General features: G+C 64.9%; 14 protein-coding genes. 5 read left to right on the top strand and 9 right to left on the bottom strand.

Annotated elements, in window-relative coordinates:
* Window positions 1–17: 17 nt before the first annotated feature.
* From NFJ07_RS11470 to NFJ07_RS11455, 4 genes are all read right to left on the bottom strand, one after another.
* Window positions 18–923, bottom strand: a complete 906-nt coding sequence (locus NFJ07_RS11470; RefSeq protein WP_269994454.1) for a type IV toxin-antitoxin system AbiEi family antitoxin domain-containing protein — start codon at window positions 921–923, stop codon at window positions 18–20.
* A gap of 469 nt (window positions 924–1,392) precedes the next feature.
* On the bottom strand, window positions 1,393–2,496 hold the full coding sequence (locus NFJ07_RS11465; protein ID WP_269994453.1) for a polyprenyl synthetase family protein: 1,104 nt from the start codon (window positions 2,494–2,496) through the stop codon (window positions 1,393–1,395).
* Window positions 2,497–2,505: 9 nt separating this feature from the next.
* Window positions 2,506–3,849 carry a geranylgeranyl reductase family protein gene (locus tag NFJ07_RS11460; protein WP_269994452.1) on the bottom strand — a complete coding sequence of 448 codons (1,344 nt, stop codon included), beginning with the start codon at window positions 3,847–3,849 and terminating at the stop codon, window positions 2,506–2,508.
* 22 nt (window positions 3,850–3,871) lie between these two features.
* The gene (locus tag NFJ07_RS11455) at window positions 3,872–4,648 is read right to left on the bottom strand and encodes a demethylmenaquinone methyltransferase (protein WP_269994450.1); all 777 of its coding nucleotides are present in this window, start codon (window positions 4,646–4,648) and stop codon (window positions 3,872–3,874) included.
* A gap of 97 nt (window positions 4,649–4,745) precedes the next feature.
* Between NFJ07_RS11455 and NFJ07_RS11450 the strand changes: the two genes are divergently transcribed.
* The 4 genes from NFJ07_RS11450 to NFJ07_RS11435 all read left to right on the top strand — a co-directional run bounded on the left by NFJ07_RS11450 (window position 4,746) and on the right by NFJ07_RS11435 (window position 9,074).
* Entirely contained in the window at window positions 4,746–6,137 is a 1,392-nt protein-coding gene (locus NFJ07_RS11450) for an isochorismate synthase (RefSeq protein WP_269994449.1), read from the top strand.
* 200 nt (window positions 6,138–6,337) lie between these two features.
* Complete coding sequence (locus NFJ07_RS11445) at window positions 6,338–7,291, top strand: ABC transporter substrate-binding protein (RefSeq protein WP_269994448.1); 954 nt, start codon at window positions 6,338–6,340, stop codon at window positions 7,289–7,291.
* Window positions 7,292–7,326: 35 nt separating this feature from the next.
* Window positions 7,327–8,301 carry an amino acid ABC transporter permease gene (locus tag NFJ07_RS11440; RefSeq protein WP_269994447.1) on the top strand — a complete coding sequence of 325 codons (975 nt, stop codon included), beginning with the start codon at window positions 7,327–7,329 and terminating at the stop codon, window positions 8,299–8,301.
* Complete coding sequence (locus NFJ07_RS11435; protein WP_269994446.1) at window positions 8,298–9,074, top strand: amino acid ABC transporter ATP-binding protein; 777 nt, start codon at window positions 8,298–8,300, stop codon at window positions 9,072–9,074. The genes NFJ07_RS11440 and NFJ07_RS11435 overlap by 4 nt, the downstream gene beginning before the upstream one ends.
* Window positions 9,075–9,186: 112 nt before the next feature.
* Here NFJ07_RS11435 and menD read toward each other — a convergent pair whose 3' ends face one another.
* The 4 genes from menD to NFJ07_RS11415 form a co-directional block, all read right to left on the bottom strand.
* A complete protein-coding gene (gene menD / locus NFJ07_RS11430) occupies window positions 9,187–10,896 on the bottom strand; it encodes a 2-succinyl-5-enolpyruvyl-6-hydroxy-3-cyclohexene-1-carboxylic-acid synthase (protein ID WP_269994445.1) in 1,710 nt (569 codons plus the stop codon).
* 149 nt (window positions 10,897–11,045) lie between these two features.
* Window positions 11,046–13,136 carry a PhoX family protein gene (locus NFJ07_RS11425; RefSeq protein WP_269994443.1) on the bottom strand — a complete coding sequence of 697 codons (2,091 nt, stop codon included), beginning with the start codon at window positions 13,134–13,136 and terminating at the stop codon, window positions 11,046–11,048.
* A 221-nt stretch (window positions 13,137–13,357) separates the two neighbouring features.
* Window positions 13,358–14,371, bottom strand: coding sequence for an o-succinylbenzoate synthase (locus NFJ07_RS11420; protein ID WP_269994442.1), 1,014 nt, complete (start codon window positions 14,369–14,371; stop codon window positions 13,358–13,360).
* Between the two features lie 24 nt (window positions 14,372–14,395).
* Window positions 14,396–15,046 (bottom strand): hypothetical protein, encoded by a 651-nt coding sequence (locus tag NFJ07_RS11415; protein WP_269994441.1) that lies wholly within the window; start codon window positions 15,044–15,046, stop codon window positions 14,396–14,398.
* A 512-nt stretch (window positions 15,047–15,558) separates the two neighbouring features.
* Between NFJ07_RS11415 and NFJ07_RS11410 the strand changes: the two genes are divergently transcribed.
* On the top strand, window positions 15,559–16,629 hold the full coding sequence (locus NFJ07_RS11410) for a LacI family DNA-binding transcriptional regulator (protein ID WP_269994439.1): 1,071 nt from the start codon (window positions 15,559–15,561) through the stop codon (window positions 16,627–16,629).
* Between the two features lie 115 nt (window positions 16,630–16,744).
* Here the strand turns inward: NFJ07_RS11410 and NFJ07_RS11405 are convergent, their stop codons facing one another.
* Entirely contained in the window at window positions 16,745–18,181 is a 1,437-nt protein-coding gene (locus NFJ07_RS11405; protein ID WP_269994437.1) for a glycoside hydrolase family 32 protein, read from the bottom strand.
* Window positions 18,182–18,198 lie beyond the last annotated feature (17 nt).

Genomic DNA, 18,198 nt, shown 5'->3' with positions numbered 1-18,198 from the left:
GCGCGCTGCTTGCTGGATTACGACGGCGGCACCCACCCGGGCGCGTATCGTGCAGGGGCGAAGTGGCCGACTTCCCGGTGCCGCAACACGGTCAAGATCTCGTTGACCATCTCTTCAGGACGGTGGACCACGTCCTCGTAGTAATAGTGCAACGCCAAGAGCCCACCCCTCACGCTGGCGTTGTCGCGGTATCGGTCCTTCTTCACCTGGCGCGCCTCAAGATGAGTCCGGCCGTCGAGCTCCACTACAAGGCACTCGTTGATCAGGCAGTCCGCCTCACCCACTCCGGCCAGTTCCACATGCATCCGGACCCGCAGCCCTGCCCGGACAAAGTGCGTGTGGGCGAGCACTTCGAGCAAGGAATCAGCCCTGGGCAGCACGAGATCCAGCACAGCCCTCGCTGCTCCGTTGCGGTTCCCGAGCAGTTTCGCGTTGAGGAAGTCGGTGGTGATCAACCCGCGGCTGATTGCAGACTGGGCGATCACCAAGGACTCCAGTTCGGGTCGGCATCTCAGAGCATGGATGAGGACATCTGCCAGGCCCGCCACGGGAAGGTACGGATGCCCCGGGTGGGTACATCGGGCGTGGTCCACCACACCGTCCCGGACAAGACCGTTACCGCAGCTAAGGTGGAGGCCCTCGGATCTCTGGGAACTCCGCGATCCTTGGACGCCCCCTGGCTCATGCAGCTGCCACAGATTGTAGAAACGAGCAGCCGAAACACAGGTCAAGACGCCATTCGCCTGAAGCGCAGCAATGATGACTGGATCGGCGCCCTCGATCGTGTAAATCCCACGGCGCAACACGTTGACTGTCCCGTTGCGAACCCCTTTTGCCAACGCCGATTTTGGATAGCCCGCTCTTAGCAATTGCGCAGTCCGGGCCGCACCACCCCGCCTCCGGAGGAATTGCACTACATCCATGTGGCCACTACAGCAGCATCGCTCAGACGAGGGTAGCTGCGGGTTCCCCTATGTGGATAACTTTGTTGGCCCTTCCTGCCCCTCTTTGGGCCCACAATCTGCCGGACACACCCCTTCTCAGGCGTGTCGGGGCCATTCTGAAATCAAAGAGGGTCAGGAAGGGACGCGAAATTCCCGGCAAACTCAGAAAACCCCTTGACCGGGAAAGTTGCACCCGTGACAAGGTTGTCATATGCTGTAACCGGATTCACTAAATGCCTCCGGTGAGTCTGATGCGAACGGAGATTATGGTCCCGGTTCATTGCAGCGCGTGACTCGTAGCGTTGCAAGGAACCGGGGCCATTGCATTTAAGCCCGCCCCTGCCGGCCCGCCCCCGCCCAAGTAGCTAGCAGTTGTTGTCGTTATGAGGCGTCAAAACGACATTAACTGCGAGTCAGTTGGGTCCGCGACGGGAACTGAGGCACCGAGCTAGCTGGCGCGCTCCACAACGGCGTGGGCGAAGTTCGTGAGCGACTCCTTGACCACGCCTTCGGGCAATGGCTTCAAGGCTTCAATGGCTTCAGCGGACCACCGACGCGCAATCACCCAGGATTCGGCGGTGACCGGATGCTCGCGCAGCCCGGCAACCGCGAGGGCCAACGCCTCATCGGAGGACAAGTCGCCATCCACAAGCTTCAAGAGTTCGACGGCGGAGTGGTCACCATTGTCGGCGGCCTTGCGGAGCAGGAGGACGGGCAGCGTGGGAACGCCTTCGCGGAGGTCTGTCCCCGGGGATTTGCCGGACTTGACCTTGACGCCAGTGACGTCGATGACGTCGTCAGCCAGCTGGAAGGCCACGCCAACCTTCTCGCCGTACTCCACGAGCACGTCCTCGAAGGCTTCGTCGGCGCCGGCGAAGATGGCACCGAGCTGGCCCGAGGCAGCAACCAGGGAACCGGTCTTGTCGGCGATGACGGAGAGGTAGTGCTCCACGGCGTCTTCGCCTTCACGCGGGCCCACGGTTTCGTGCAGCTGGCCCAGGCACAAGCGTTCGAAGGTGCGGGCCTGAATTCCGAGGGCACGCGAACCGAGTTCGGACACCAGGATCGAGGCGCGGGCGAAGATCAGGTCGCCCGTGAGGATGGCCACTGAGTTGCCCCAGACTTCGTGTGCCGTGGGGGCGCCGCGGCGGTAGGGCGCGGAGTCCATCACGTCGTCGTGATAGAGGGTTGCGAGGTGGGTCAGTTCAACCACGACGGCGGCCTGGACCACTTCCGGACGGGATGCGTCGCCGAGGTGGGCGCACAGGAGGGTCAACAGCGGGCGGATGCGCTTGCCGCCGGCTTCCACCAGGTGACGCGACGTTGCGTCAGCCAGGGGATCCGAGTTGGCAATTGCTTCGCGGAGCTTCTTTTCCACGCGGGCAAGGTTGGTGGTGATGGCAGGACCCAGCTCCACGTCCTTGGCGATAGCCGCAAAACCGGCGGGAAGCTGCAGGCCAGTGGCGATCGCGGTAGTGGTGGGAGCGGGTTCGACAGTGTCCGGCAGGCCGTGCCCGGCGTGCGTCCAACTGTGTTCGGCAGAGTGAGTCACGGGTTAACCCTAACTTTTCGCGGAGGAAAGCGTTGATTCGGTGCCGGCGCGGGTGGAAGCGGCGGTCGATGTGGTGTTGGACGTGGCCGGGACCAACATCTCGAGGACGCGGATGACTCGGTCCTCGAAGCCCTTGGCAGACGCATCCGTCAGGTTCGCCAGCAAGCGAACCACAAAGCGCATCAGCACCGGGATGGGCATCCCGGTCCGCAGTGCGAGTTTCATGACGGCGGGCTTGCCGATGAGGGCGGCAAAGACACGGCCCAGGGTGAAGTGTGATCCCCACTGGTCCCGCACGTAGTCCGCGTACCGCGAAAGGTGCGCGTCGGCGTCGTGCGCGGTCCACCCCGCCGAGGCAGCACGCGAGGACGCGTCGATGATGAACTCGGCTGCAAAACGGGCCGACTCCATGGCGTAGGAAATACCCTCGCCATTGAACGGCGAAACCATGCCGCCTGCGTCGCCCAGGAGCATGAGCCCCGGCGAGTAGTGCGGGGTGCGGTTGAAGCCCATGGGCAGGGCGGCGCCGCGGATCTCCCCCACCTGGTTTTCGGGTGTGAAGCCCCACTCGGGCGGCATGCCGGCGGTCCATTCGCGCAGGACCTGCTTGTAGTCGAGCTTGCCGAATTCCTTAGAGGAGTTCAGGATTCCGAGGCCAACGTTGGATGTGCCGTCGCCGACGCCGAAAACCCAACCGTAGCCGGGCAGCGGCTTGCCGGACTTGCCCGGAAGCTCAAGCCAGCCTTCCATCCAGTCGTCCTCGTGGCGGGGCGAGGTGAAGTAGGTGCGGACGGCGACGCCGAGCGGTCGGTCGTCGCGCTTGTGCATGCCGAGCGAAACGGCTGTGCGCGTCGAGTTGCCATCTGCGGCGAGTACGACGTCGGCGTGGAAGTCACGCGTTTCGCCCGTCTTGCGTCCGGACTCGTCGAGCAGCGCGGCGCGCGCGCCGATCACCCGCCCGGCGTCGTCGCGCAGGGCTTCGGTGACGCTGTGCCGTTCAAGCACGACGGCGCCCGCCGACTGGGCGTGCCGGGCCAGTGCCTCGTCGAATCCGAGGCGCGTGCGGATGAGTCCGTACGTGGGAAAATCGGCGACCTCGGGCCACGGCAATTCAATGGTGCGGCCGCCGGCGATGAGCCTGAGCCCCTTGTTGCGGCGCCAACCCTCGTCCTCGACATGCGGAAGGCCGAGCTTCTGGATTTCGCGGACGGCGCGGGGAGTGAGGCCGTCGCCGCAGACCTTCTCCCGCGGGAAGCTGGTCTTTTCCAGAACCGTCACGGAAATGCCCGCCTGGGCAAGGTAGTACGCGGCGGTGGACCCGGCTGGCCCTGCGCCGACTATCAGTACGTTCACAGCGTCCTTGTTAATAGGCCGGTTAGCGGGACTGATCGCCGGCTTGGCGGCGCGGCTTGATCTGGCGGCGCAGCTTGGCCACGGGAACGCTTTCCCGGTGCTCGGTACCAGGCTTCTGGGCGCGGTGTACCGCTACGATGCCGCCGCTCAGGTTGCGGTAGTTGACGTCGGTCCAGCCGGCTTCCTGTAGCCAGGCTGCCAAGTGGTCCTGGTCCGGCCAAGCGCGGATGGACTCGGCCAGGTACACGTAGGCGTCCGGGTTGGAGGAGACCTTGGTGGCGATGGCGGGCAGTGCGCGCATGAGGTATTCGGTGTACATGGTCCGCCAGAGGGGCACTACGGGGGCCGAGAATTCGGCGATAACCAGGCGTCCGCCCGGCTTGGTCACACGGAACATCTCCGCGAGGGCCTTGTGTGGTTCGTTGACGTTGCGCAGGCCGAAGGAAATGGTGCACGCGTCGAAGGAGTTGTCCGCGAAGGGCAGCTTGGTGGCGTCCCCTGCAACGAAGTTGATGTCCGGGCGGCGGCGCTTGCCGACCTTCAGCATTCCCAGCGAGAAGTCGCAGGCCACGACGTCCACTCCGGCGTCGGCGTAGGGTTCGCTGGACGTGCCGGTACCGGCAGCCAGGTCCAGGACTCTTTGGCCTACCCGAACATCCATCGCGTCCACGACGACGCGGCGCCAACGCCGGGTCTGCCCCATGGACAGGACATCGTTGACGACGTCGTATTTGGGGGCGACATCGTCAAACATCGTCGCAACTTCGTCCGGACGCTTTTCCAAGGATGCTCGGTTCACCCTGCAATTGTCTCAGACAAATATGCGAAGAACTTTCGGGGCGCTCCGTTTGCTCCGTGGGTTCGCGCGTTGCCCGCGGGAGTAATGTTGTTCCATCATGACGAGTACGCTCCGCACCTTGACAGTCCCCCTCGATGTTGATTCATCCTCAGGGGGGCTGCCGTCGTTTCTGGTCCGGGACGACGTCCTGTGCTGGTCCCGCCGCGAGAACGGGTTGGTGGGCTTTGGCGAACTCGCGCGATTCACTGCTTCCGGGCCTGATCGCTTTCTCGAGGCTGACATGTGGTGGCGCCACCTCGTCATCGAGGCCGACGTCACGGATCCCCTCGAGATCCCCGGCACCGGCCCTGTGGCCTTTGGCTCCTTTGCTTTCTCCAAGACATCCGCGTTTGAATCGCGCTTGATCCTTCCGGAAATTGTTGTGGGGATCCGGGATGGGCGGTCATGGCTCACCCAGTTGACGCTCGACGACGTCGAACTCACCGAGGCGGGCGCCCTCGCCGCCCTGGCAGGCTGGCTTAGCCCCGCGGGCGGCGAGTTTGCGGCGGCTGGAGGCTCCGGCGTCGGGCACCCAACTAACTCGCAGTTGTTGTCGTTTAGAAGGCCCATAACGACAACAAATGCGAGCCAGTTGGGTGACGGGAAGGTCACACTGGAGAGTGGTTCGCTGAGCGAAACCGCCTGGAAGCAGGCCGTGGCGGACGGCGTGGCGGAAATCCGAACCGGAAAGCTCGAGAAGCTGGTCCTCGCGCGCGACGTCGTGGCGACGCTGCCCGACGGCGTCAACGCCGCCAAAGTGCTGCAGCAGTTGGCCAGCCGTTACCGCGAATGCTGGACATACGGCGTCGACGGTTTGGTGGGGGCGACGCCGGAAATGCTCATTCAGGTGGAGGGCCGCACTGCACAGGCGCGGGTCCTGGCCGGGACGCTGGACCGTCGCGACGCCGAGGGGGTGGACGGCTCCCCCATGGAATATGCCGAACGCGTGCTGGCCGGTTCCGAGAAGCAACGGCATGAGCACGAGATCGCCATCCAATCGCTGACCACCCAGCTCGCGCCCTTCTCCGAGGCCATGAACGCCCACAGCGAACCGTTCATCCTGGAGCTGCCGAATGTGTGGCATCTGGCATCGGACGTGAAGGCTGAGCTCGCCGACATTGAGGGACATGTCCCTACGTGCCTTGCCCTGATCAACGCGCTTCACCCAACCGCCGCCGTGTGCGGCACACCTACCTTGGTTGCCGGGGAACTGATCCGGGAGCTTGAGCACATGGATCGCGGGCCGTACGCCGGACCGGTCGGGTGGCTCGACGCCGCTGGCAACGGGGAATGGGGCATCGCACTGCGCGGCGCGATCATCGAAAGTCCTACGACTGTGCGCCTCTATGCGGGCTGCGGGATCGTTGAGGGCTCCGTTCCCGACGCCGAGCTGGCCGAGACCTGGGCCAAATTCCGGCCGATGCTCGAGTCGCTGGGGATCAACAACTAAGACTCCGTCGCCGGAATTACGTTCGAAACCCACCCCCGCAGATGTCTGGGGTGCGAGACAATAGCCGTGTTGGGGGTCTTGATTTTTTGCTTCGTAGGTTATCCAATAGTAAAACTTAGTTTTCTGTGACGCACATCTCATGTTCGGCGCTACACTATGAACCGATTAGTTTCGCATCCACTGCAACAAAAGGTAAGAAAATGCAGAAATTCCGTTCGCTTCCGGTCAGTTCGACGCTCAAGGCTGCAACCATCATCGCAATCGGCGCCCTGGCACTGACTGCCTGCACCAACGCCTCAGAGGCAGGCCCGTCGAGTGCCGCCTCGCCTTCTGGCAGTGCCAATGCAAGCTTTGATCCCACCACCATCACCAAGGACGACACCCTGGCTGCACTGGTCCCCGCGGCCATCAAGTCCAAGGGCACGCTGACCGTCGGCTCGGACACGACCTACGCTCCTGCTGAGTTCCTCGGGACCGACGGCCAGACTCCTGTCGGTTACGACGTCGACATCGCCAAGGCGATCGGCGCCACCCTTGGCCTGAAGGTCCAGGTGCAGACCGCCGAATTCACGGGCATCCTCCCCGCCCTCGGCCCCAAGTACGATCTGGGCATCTCCTCCTTCACCATCAACCCCGAGCGTCTCGGCGCGGTCAACATGGTCAGCTACTTCAACGCCGGCACCGCCTGGGCCGTGCAGAAGGGCAACCCGAAGAAGTTCTCCCTGGATGACGTCTGCGGCAAGTCCATCGGCGTGCAGACCGGCACCGTCCAGGAAGACCCGGACCTCTCCGGCCGCAACAAGAAGTGCGCAGCTGACGGCAAGCAGCCGATCAACATCGTGACGCTCAAGAACCAGACCGACGTCACCACCCGGCTCGTCAACGGCAGCATCGACGCCATGGCAGCCGACTCCCCCATCATCGGTTACGCGCTGACCCAGACCGGGGACCAGCTTGAGAAGCTCGGCGACGTTTACGACGCCGCTCCCCAGGGCATCGCCGTTGCCAAGTCGGACACCGCCCTCGCCGATGTCATCCAGAAGACGCTGACCAAGCTCATGTCTGACGGTTCGTACAAGAAGATCCTCACTGGCTGGGGCAACGCCGAAGGCGCCATCACCAAGTCCGAGGTCAACCCGGCGGTCAAGTCTTGAGTATTCCCGCCACCGATAACAAATCAGGTGCACAGATGGATCATCATCAACCAGGCCATGCAGCGCCCGTGCTGAACGATGCGGTGCCGGTCAGGCATCCTGGCCGTTGGATCAGCGCCATCGTCATCGTTGGCGTACTAGCGCTGATGGTGCAGAGCGTGATCACGAACCACAACTTCCGTTGGGACGTTGTGGGGACCTACATCCTGGACGTCAAAGTCGTCCAGGGCGTTGGCTGGACCCTGCTGCTGACTGTAGCTTCGATGGTCATTGCGATTGTCCTGGCTATCCTGCTGGCCGTCATGCGGCAGTCCGACAACCCGGTCCTGCGCTACACGAGTTGGGTCTGGGTCTGGTTCTTCCGCGGCACCCCGGTCTACACCCAGTTGGTCTTCTGGGGTCTGATCGCCGTCCTCTACCCCAAGATCAGCGCAGGGGTGCCGTTCGGCCCCGAACTGTTCAGCGTGGACACGAGCACCGTCATTACGGCTCTTGTTGCGGCGATCCTGGGGCTAGGCCTGAACGAATCCGCCTATCTGGCGGAGATCTTCCGGGCCGGCCTGAAGTCCGTGGACAAAGGCCAGACCGAAGCCGCCGAAGCCCTGGGTATGGGCAACGGCAAGATCATGTGGCGGATCATCCTGCCCCAGGCCATGCGCATCATAGTCCCGCCCACCGGCAACGAAACCATCGGCATGCTCAAGACCACCTCTCTGGTCCTGGCCGTCCCGTTCACCCTGGACCTGACCTTCGCGACCAACGCACTGGCCAACCGGATTTACCTTCCGGTGCCGCTGCTGATCGTGGCAGCCATCTGGTACCTGGTCATCACCAGCCTGCTCATGGTCGGCCAGCACTACATCGAGGCCTACTACGGCAAGGGCGTGGACACCAACCTGGCCCCGGCCCTCATCAACCCCGCAGCCGCCAAGGCTGCCGCAGCAGTGGCACCTAGTGCCGAAGCAGAGCCGTCGTTGAAGATGGACTTCCCGGAGGACGAGGCAAAATGACCATCACCACCCAGAAACCGCTGGTGCGGATCGAAGGCCTCCACAAGTACTTCGGCCAACACCATGTGCTCCGCGGCATTGACCTGACGGTCAACCAGGGCGAAGTGTCCGTTGTCATCGGCCCCTCCGGTTCAGGCAAGTCCACGATGCTCCGCTGCGTGAACCTGCTGGAAACCATCAGCGCGGGCCGCATTTCCGTCGGTGACCAGCTGATCGGCTACCGCGAAGTCAACGGCCGCCTCCACGATCTGAAAGTCAAGGAAATCGCCGCGCAGCGCCGGGAAATCGGCATGGTCTTCCAACGCTTCAACCTGTTCCCGCACAAGACCGCGCTCTACAACGTCATGGAAGCGCCCGTGCAGGTCAAGGGCAAGAACAAGGCAGCCGTCAAGAAGCAGGCCTTGGAACTGCTGGACCGGGTAGGACTGGCCGACCGCGCCAACCACTACCCGGGACAGCTATCCGGCGGCCAGCAGCAGCGGGTTGCCATCGCCCGGGCCCTGGCCATGGAACCCGAGCTCATGCTCTTCGACGAGCCCACGTCCGCCCTTGACCCCGAACTCGTGGGCGATGTGCTCAACGTGATGAAGGATCTGGCCAAGTCCGGCATGACCATGATCGTGGTCACCCACGAGATCGGCTTTGCCCGCGAAGTCGGCGACACCCTGACCTTCATGGACGGAGGTGTGGTGGTGGAGTCCGGTGACCCCCGCGAAATCATCGCCAACCCCCAGCACGCCCGCACCAAGGAATTCCTCAGCCGCGTGCTGTAGTTCCTGGCGACGCGTTCAATTCCCTGCGACGCGCAAATGCCCTGACGAGGCTGGATTTCCAGCCTCGTCAGGGCATTTCCGTGTCGCCACCCGTTTGCGCGTCGCCAGCCACCTACGCCCCGAGCAGCACCTGGGACACTGCCGCGGCCACTGCGGCCTTGATGCGCGCGTGCAACGGACGAAGGTCGGAGCGGTCCGTGCGTACTTCCACGATGCTGCGGCCCTTCAAAGGCGCGGCAAGCGCGGTGGCGAGCTCCGCCGTCGTACGCACCGAAGTGTGCCCGACGCCGTATGCCGCGGCCAGCGCGGAAATGTCCACGCTGTGCGGGGTGCCGAAGAGGCGCTCGACGGCGGTGCCGTAGCCGCCGTCGTCCTCCACCTTGCCGTGCTCGAGGAGGCCGAAAATGCCTCCGCCGGCGTCGTTGAGGACCACGATGCGGAGGTCCGGTGCGGGTTCTCCGGCTCCAAGGAACAGGCCCCCGGCGTCGTGCAGGAAGGTGATGTCGCCCAGGAGGAGGGTGGTTTCGCGGCCCGCGCCGAGGGCGATTCCGGTAGCCGTGGAGATAGTGCCGTCAATGCCGGCGAGGCCACGGTTCGCGAACACTGTGGCGAGGGGCTCGGGGCTGGGCTGCCCGGCGAGGTCGACGTCGCGGATGCCATTGGAGGAGCCGAGGACCAGCTGTCCACGGGCGTGTTTCCAGACGGTGGCTCCCACGGCGGGTCCGTTAGCTGCACGCTCGGCCTCGAGGACGCCGTCGAGCGCGTGTTGGGCGGCGGCCCCGGCGAGGAGCCAGGCGTCGAGCCACTCATCCGAGCCACGGCCAGCGAACCCGGCCAGCTCAGCCAGGGAGTCAAAGCGCTCCTCACGACGCCGGCCGTGCTCGTACCAGGCCACGGGGACAGGCTCGTACATGGCGGCGGGGAGGTCGTTTCGGGCCAGCAGGGCGGCGACGGGCCTTGAAAGAGTCGGTCGCCCAAAGACCACCACCCGCTCGATCGGCAGGGCAGACCCGGGTCCGAAGTTGTCCAGCATGAGGCGATATGGCCCCACCGCGTTGGGACCGAACCGCGCGTTGGACGACGGCTCGGCCAGCAACGGAAGGCGGTGGGCGCGGGCGAACGCCTCGGCGACCGGACCGGCGTCGTGCCCTGCCAAAACCACCGTTCGCCTTTCCGTTAGTTCGGCGGGAGCGGGGGGCATGCTCAGTGGCTGGGGTCCGGAGTCGTAGTGGAAAACTCCGTGGCCCTTGGTGGCGGGCAGCGCCTCGCCTGGTTCCGGAACCAGCGGCTCGCGGAACGCCAGGTTGAGCTGCACTGGCCCGGGCGGCGTGTCCTCGAGGGCGCCGGTTGCCGCGTAGATGGCGGTCTCGACGGCCCTCTGCGGATTGCTGCCAGCGGCAATGTCGACGGCGAAACGAACGTGTTCGCCGAAGAGGTCCAGTTGGATGGTGGTTTGGTTGGCGCCGGTACCGTGGAGCTCTGCCGGGCGATCGGCCGAAAGGACCACGAGGGGCACGGCGGCGTGGTTGGCTTCCATGACCGCGGGCAAGAGATTCCCGACGGCGGTCCCCGAGGTGGTCAGGACAGCCGCCGGGGCGCCCGTCGACAGGGCCAAGCCAAGGGCCGTGAAACCGGCTGAGCGTTCATCGATCCTGACCAGGAGACGGACGTTCCCGGCCGCTTCGGCCTCGGCCAGCGCGTAAGCCATGGGTGCCGAGCGCGAACCCGGAGAGACCACCACGTGCCGCACACCGCCGTCGAGCAACGCCTTAACGGCGATCCGGGCAGCGGCGAGGGAGCTCAGGGAGCCTTGCGAAGTCACCGCACCAGTCTATTAGCGGTGCCTCCCCCCAAACGCTCGCTCACCCATGAGCCCCAAAACCCGCACGCTCGCTCACTCCCTTGGAGAGAGTGAGCGAGCGTTTCCCGAAAGACCCTCATAGGTGAGCGAGCGTTGGGAAAGGATGAGCCTTAGCCGTCCTTGCGGTACACCTGCACGATCGACGGACGCGGGGCGCGGACCTGGCCGGCGGCCGGGGCGGCCCCTGCGCCCACGTAATCCGGGAAGTAGGAGTGGGGAGCGTCAAAGGAACCCTCCTCGCCCGGGTGCTGCACGGCGACGAACACGGTCCGCTCGTCGTCGTGCACGATCGGTCCACAGGTCTCGGCGTCGCGCGGTACGGCGAGGAACTGCTCCACCTTGCCGCGCTCACTGCCGTCCAAGGTGACCTTGAAGAGGCCGTCGGCATAGCCGATGGACGACGGCGCGCCGTCAGTGGCGATCCACATGTTGCCTGCCGAGTCGAAGGCCACGTTGTCCGGGCAGGAAATGGGCGAGACCTTGTCGGCCGGGAAGCCGGAGAAATATGTGGAGGAGTTCTTGGCGGGATCTCCACAAACCATCAAGAGGGTCCAGTTGAAGCGGGTGGACGTCTGGTCGCCGGTTTCAGTGATCTCCACGATGTGGCCGTCCCGGTTGAGCGTGCGCGGGTTGACCTCGGTGGCGCCTTCCTTGCCGGGCTTGCCGCGGTCCGAGTTGTTGGTGCAGACCACGTAGACCTTGCCGGTCGCCAGGTTCGGCTCGACGTCTTCGCAGCGGTCCATCTTCGTGGGGCCAACCTTGTCCGCGGCGAGGCGGGTGTAGACCAGGACCTCAGCGACGGACATGCCCGGAACTGCGGAGACGCCGTCGACCACCAACGGAAGCCACTCGCCGGAACCGTCGAACGCGCCGTCAGACGGAAGCGCACCGCTGCCGTCGATTTCGGCCGCGGGAGAGTCGCCCGTGAACTTGGCGACGTAGAGGTCGCCTTCGGAGAGAAGGTTCATGTTGTTCCGGCGGGCCGCGGCCGAGTCTCCTGCCATGTACTTGCCCTTGGAGACGAACTTGTAGAGGTAATCGAATCGCTCGTCGTCGCCCATGTACGCCACCACACGGCCGGAGGCAGCAACAATCACGTTCGCGCCCTCGTGCTTGAAGCGGCCCATGGCGGAGTGCTTCTTGGGTGTGGAGGAGGGGTCGAACGGGTCGACTTCCACGATCCAGCCAAAGCGGTTTGTCTCGTTGGCGTAACTCGCGTTGTTGGTGTTGAAACGCGGTTCATCGAGTTCCCACTTACGCGCCGTTGGCTTGTTGCTGAGGCCGTAGCGCTTGTCTCCCGCCGAGGTGCCCGGAGCCATGAAGTAGCCGTTGAAGTTTTCCTCGCCGGAGAGGATGGTCCCCCAGGGAGTGGTGCCGCCGGAGCAGTTGCCCAAGGTGCCCTTGATCTTCCGGCCTGAGGGATCGTCGATGGTCTTGACCAAATCCGTGCCAGCAGCAGGGCCGGTGAGCTCATACGTCGTGTCGGTCAGGAACCGACGATTGAGCGGCGCGCCCTTGACGTAGTTCCACGGTTTGTTCTTGTTCTTGCGCTCGAGTTCAACAACCGTGAGTCCGTGTGCGGCACGCCCGATCGCGCGCGCCTCCCCAGCCGCCAAAGTAGCCGGGAACATGATGTTCTCGTTGGTGTACTCGTGGTTGGTGAAGAGTACGGCACGGCGGTCCTTGGAATCCGCGATGGGCAGGATGTCCGTGTAGTCGTTGTTGTAGCCGAACTGGCGGGCCTGCGCCGCTGCGGTCTGGCCGTTCAGCTCGAAGGCCGGCGAGTCGGCAAAGAGCGGATCGCCCCAACGGATGATCGGCTGCCACGCGAAACCATCCGGCACGGTGAACGCGTCAACGGTGTAGTCGACCGGGTTGATCGGCGTGAACTTGAGCTTGGCCTTGTCGAAGCCCGCCTTTGCCGCCTCGGACAGGCCAACGCCGCCGGCCACCGCCTTCTCCGGTGCACCGAGCCCGCCCAGGACGACGGCGAGCGCACCGACGGCGCCAAAGCCCAAGGCGGCGCGGCGGGACACAGCTGCGGAAGCAATATCGCGGAAGTAGGCGTTGGAGCTCGTGTTGCAAACGTCGCCCGAGCAGGCGTTGTCGCACTTCAGGGCGCACGTGACGGGACTGCGCTTGCCCTTCGTATGGCCGAGCATGGGGAGCAAGTCGAACTTGCGCTTGGTTGATTCAGACATGGGAAATACCTCCGGGGATTGAGTGATTTCCCAACCCTTACAGCGCTAGCGGAATCCGAGAGGACACTCCGGTAAAGTTCCGGTGAATTCCCAGCCTTTTCACAGCAATCTATGCTTCAACCCGCTCTAGGAGTGCGTGCACACGGCGGAGCCGGTCCTCTTGCCTCACAAGTTCGGCCAGGAAACCCGATCGACTGCTGAGCAACTGTCGTTTTGGAGCCTCAAAACGGCAGTTGCTCAGCAGTCGATGCCTGTAGGAGTGCGTGCACGCGGCGGAGCCGGTCGAGCCACCAGTCGCGACGTTCAGCGGGAGCCGCATACCGCTCCAGCAGCCCCTCGTCGGCGACGGCTTCGCGGACGCGGATGGCGCCGTCGTCGGGCACTAAGGGATCATGCGTGATGTCCGAGGCGAACAGCCGCACGGTCCCCAGCCCGCACGCGTACGGCAGTTCCGGCAGCGCGGCGGCGAGCGCGAGCCCCGCGCGGATCCCCACCGAGGTGTCCAGCGCCGAGCTCACGACGGCGGGAAGCCCGGCTTGCGCCACGATGTCCAGCGCGCGCCGCACTCCCCCAAGCGGCGCCACCTTGACGACGATCAGATCCGCAGCACCCGCGCGAGCCACCTTGAGGGGATCGTCTTCCTTCCGCACGGATTCGTCGGCGGCGATGAGCACGGGCGTGCCCTGCCGCGCGAGCCGTCGGCGGACTTCGGCGAGGCCATCGATTTGCGGCACGGGCTGCTCGGCGTATTCGAGCCCGACGGCGGAGAGTCGCCCGAGTGCCTCAACCGCCTGGGGCACGTCCCAGCCCGCGTTCGCGTCCACTCGGATCGCGGCGTCCGGGAGGGCGTCCCTGACTGCGGTGACGCGCGCGACGTCGTCGGCCAGTTCCTGCCCGCGCTCGGCGACCTTGACCTTGACGGCGTCCACCCGGCCGAAGCGTTCCAGGACCTCGGGCACCCGGGCGGCAGGCACGGCCGGGACGGTCGCGTTGACGGGAATGGTGTCCCTCAGCTGCGGCGGAAAACCGTGCCATGCGGCTTCGACGGCGGCGGCGAGCCAACGGGAAGCCTCGGCGTCGCCGTACTCGGGGAACGGACAAAACTCGCCCCACCCGGCCGGGCCGCGGAACAGGAGGGTCTCGCGCTCGGTGATGCCCCGGAACTTGACCCGCATCGGCAGGCTGACCACTGTGGCGGTGGCAAGGAGCTCGTCGAGGGTGGGGAATGGAGGCATGGTTTCACTGTAGCGTGGGGCCGGCTAGGCCGGGTTGCCTGTTTGTGGCGGGGTGGCGGGCTGCTTCGTGGCGGGAGCGCCGGGCACTGGATCGTCAGCGTGGTCGATGATTGCGTTGACGTAGCTGCTGAGTTCCTTAATGACGGCGTCGGTGGGCTGTGCATCCGGCAGCGGGTGGACCCCCGTGACGAACAGGCTTCCGCTCATGGTGACCATGCGCAGCACATGGATCGGCGCTCCCGAACCCGTGATAGTGGTGACGTAGGTGAACGACTTCGAGCCGTGAAGGTCCATACTCAGGCGCTTCAAGGACGAGTGCACCTGCTGATTCCCCGAGCTAATAGTCACCTCGGTGCAATATCCGAGAACTTTGCCGATGCTGTACATGCCCTGCCAGAAATAGCCGGAATCGTCGGATGAAGCCATGACGACGGACATATTCGCCTGGGGCCCCAGCACCGCGGCCGCCGTCGGGATTCTGTAGTCGACCAACTCTCCTGCTTTCAGGAGGTCCCGGCATCTCGCGGGATCGGTGGTCATGTCGGCGGGCCCAACTGCCATCGAATCTTGCATGTCGCGAATCGCCGCCTCATCAATGGGCGTTGACATCACGCCGTCAGGAGCACGCAGGCTGCCGACCAGCGCCTGCAGCTCCTGCGACGAACGGACCCGCATTTGGGTACCACTGCTTGTGGTGGGTGTCGCGGATGGCTTGGAAGTGGGCGAGGCGGACGTCCCCGTTGGGGCTAGCGATCGGGATGCTGTTATGTCGAAAACGCAGGCGTTGAGACTCAACGCCACTGCAGCTGTCAGCACGATCGTAGCCATTCGGCGCCAAGAAAAAATCGGACCCACCCCCATAGATCAGAACACCGGTACCGCCCGGCACGCCCAACGATACCGCTTTTGGTAGGGGGTGGAAGGGGGTAGATCTGCAGGAAGGTTCAGCTGGAAGGGGGCATATCTGCAGGGCGGGCCCCGCCCCCAGACGCTCGCTCACCTTTGGGGTGTTTTCTGCAGACGCTCGCTCACTTGAGGTGAGCGAGCGTTCCCGTTTTTGGCCATATATGTGAGCGAGCGTCGGGCTAGGGGGCCGCATATCTGCAGGAGCGTCCGGAACCGGGCCACCCCTCACACGCGTTAGGTAGAATGCAGCAAGAAACGGAACCACAGCCGGAGGAGCCCGCATGCAGCGCAAGGCCACAGCACTCGACGTCGCCAAACGGGCGGGCGTCTCGCGGAGTGCGGTGTCGCTGGTGCTCAACGGCCGTGGCGACGGCAACGTGGCCAAGGAAAGCCAGGATCGCATCCGGCAGGCCGCCTCGGAGCTCAAGTACTCCCCCAACGCCATCGCCTTGAGCCTGCGGAATCAACGAACACGCGTGATCGGCATCGTGTCGGACGAGGTGGTGGTGAGCCCATTCGACGGCAACATCATTGGTGGCGCCGACGACGTCGCCCGCGCACACGGCTTCGTCACCGTCGTGATGGACACTGAGCGCGACGCTTCCCGTGACGAGAGCGCCGTCGAAACCCTGTTGGACCGGCAAGTGGACGGGCTGATGTATGTCACGGTCGGTTTGAAGCCGCTCGACGTGCCCCACGGCATGCTCCGCGTCCCCTCAGTGCTCGCCAATTGTTTCGACAACAGCCCCTCCCCGCAGCTGCACCATGTGATCCCGGACGAGGTTTCCGGCGGCAGGGAAGCCACCGAGCACTTGCTGCAGTTGGGCCATCGCGATATCGCGTTCCTCGCCGGTGCCGCCACCTCCCCGGCTGTCCCGTTGCGCATCGCGGGGCATCGGGAGGCGATGGCCAGGGCCGCTATTCCCGTTCGCGAAGACCGCGTGTTCACGGCCGGTTGGGACATCAACGACGGTTTCCATGGCGCCATGGGACTGCTCTCCGCCACCGAGCGGCCGACGGCGATTGTTTGCGCGAACGACCGGCTCGCCATCGGCGTCGCCCTGGCTGCGGCGCGGCTGGGCCTCGCCGTACCGCGCGACCTCTCGATCATGGGTTACGACGACGAATCCCGCATCGCGGCCACCATGGTCCCCGCGCTCACCACCATGGCGCTTCCGCTGCGGGAAATGGGCGCGGCCGCGATGACCATGTTGCTGGAGCAGATTGAGGACCGCGTCCAGACGCCGACGCCGCGCGGCGGCACCGGTTTGGCGACCAACGCCGGCTTGGAAACCATGGTTCCTTGCCGTTTGGTGGTCCGCGAGTCCACCGGACCCGTTCCCGCCCTCTAGATCCGACCACTTTTGGCCGGGCCGCCGTCCCGAAATCCGCGGAAATACAGGGATTCCGGGCGACAGCACCGGCCAAAAGAGGTCAAACGCTGAGAGCCCGACGGCGGCCTGCCGCCTAGTCCGGCAGCTTCAGTTCCCAGACGTCCGCTTGCGCACCTTCGGGAAGCTCAAGTCTCCATTCCTCACCCACGGCCGGGTAGGCACGGAGTGTCGTGGCCACGGAACCCGTCCGATACACCTCCACCAGGGAAGCATCCACGAAGATGCGGAGTTCCTCGCCCTCGGACAGCGTCCCCGCAAACACGACTTGCCGTTCCGCGTCGGAGGCCAGGACCAGCCGAACCTCACTGGCTCCAAGACCACCATCAGTCCCACCAGTCACAACAGCCTCGGCAAACGGCGGCACGGCAACGGCCCCAGAAGCCCCGCTCGAAACCAAGGAACCCCGATACGCCTCGACCTCCGGCGCAGGAGCAACCACCAATGCACCATCCTCAACCGAGAGGAAGCGCGGGTGGGTTAATACGCCCGCCCAGCCTGCGGCGTCGATCTCGTCTTGCGAACGGCCACGCCGGCCATCGCGGCCCGGACCTTCGTTGGCCCATCCCCACAGCAGGGCGCGCGGCCCCGACCGCGGCCCCGTCCCAGACGCAGAGTCCAGCTGTGCGATTTGCGGAGCATAGAAATCCCGGCCAAGGTCGGACTTGCCGCCGGAACGCGGGACGAATACCGGCAGCCCGGTGGACGGGTCCTCGGCCAGCGAACCGATGAGGTGGCCCACTCCGTTGGCGTGCTCGTGGTCGTCGCCGGAGAGCCACAGGGAGAACATCATGACCCAGGTTTCGGCCGCAGCCCCCGAGTCGGAAGGCACCCCGTCGGAAGGTACTTGGACCAACTGCGGGCACTCCCAGATTTCGGCCGGAGTGTGCGTGGCGGCCACGGGGTTTTCGGTGGTCAGCCAAATGCCTTGGTACTTCCAGTCGGACATGTCCTCCACGGTGTACAGCAGCAAAGCAGCATGTCCATTGGCCAGCCCGGCGCCCTGCATGGCATAGCGCTTGCCGTTGAAGTGGAAGATGAAGGGGTCGCGCACGGCCGTGACCAGGCCATCGCCCGGCATGGAAGCGGCAATGTGGCCATCCTGTTCCCAAGTCACCAAGTCCGCGGAGCCTCGGGAAATCACCACTTGCGAGTGCCCACCATCGCCCCGCACGCCCGAGTACGCAGCGGTGGGGACACCGCCGTCGTCGGTCACCACACCGGTCCAGCAGCCGAACTCATCCGGCCCGCCGTCCTGCGGGCGCAGCGCGACCGGGTGTTCATCCCAGTGGACCAGGTCCGGAGAGCTGATATGGCCCCATTGGATCCGGTGGTGCCGGGCCGATTCCGGGTTGAACTGGAAGAACACGTGGTGGCGGCCGTTGATGAAGTTGACGCCGTTGGGGTCGTTGATCCAGCCTTGCGCCGGCCGGGGGTGGAAGCGCGGGAAAGCCGGGTCCGGGTGGGTGGCCGCCGCCGCAAGCGCAGGGGCGGAGGATATGAGGTCCGTCATCGAAGTCCTTTCAGGGA

It is taken from the genome of Arthrobacter sp. B2a2-09 (assembly GCF_027587375.1).
Lineage (GTDB): Bacteria > Actinomycetota > Actinomycetes > Actinomycetales > Micrococcaceae > Arthrobacter.
Note: the sequence above shows the minus strand (reverse complement) of the source record. Positions and strands in the feature narration are given on the sequence as shown.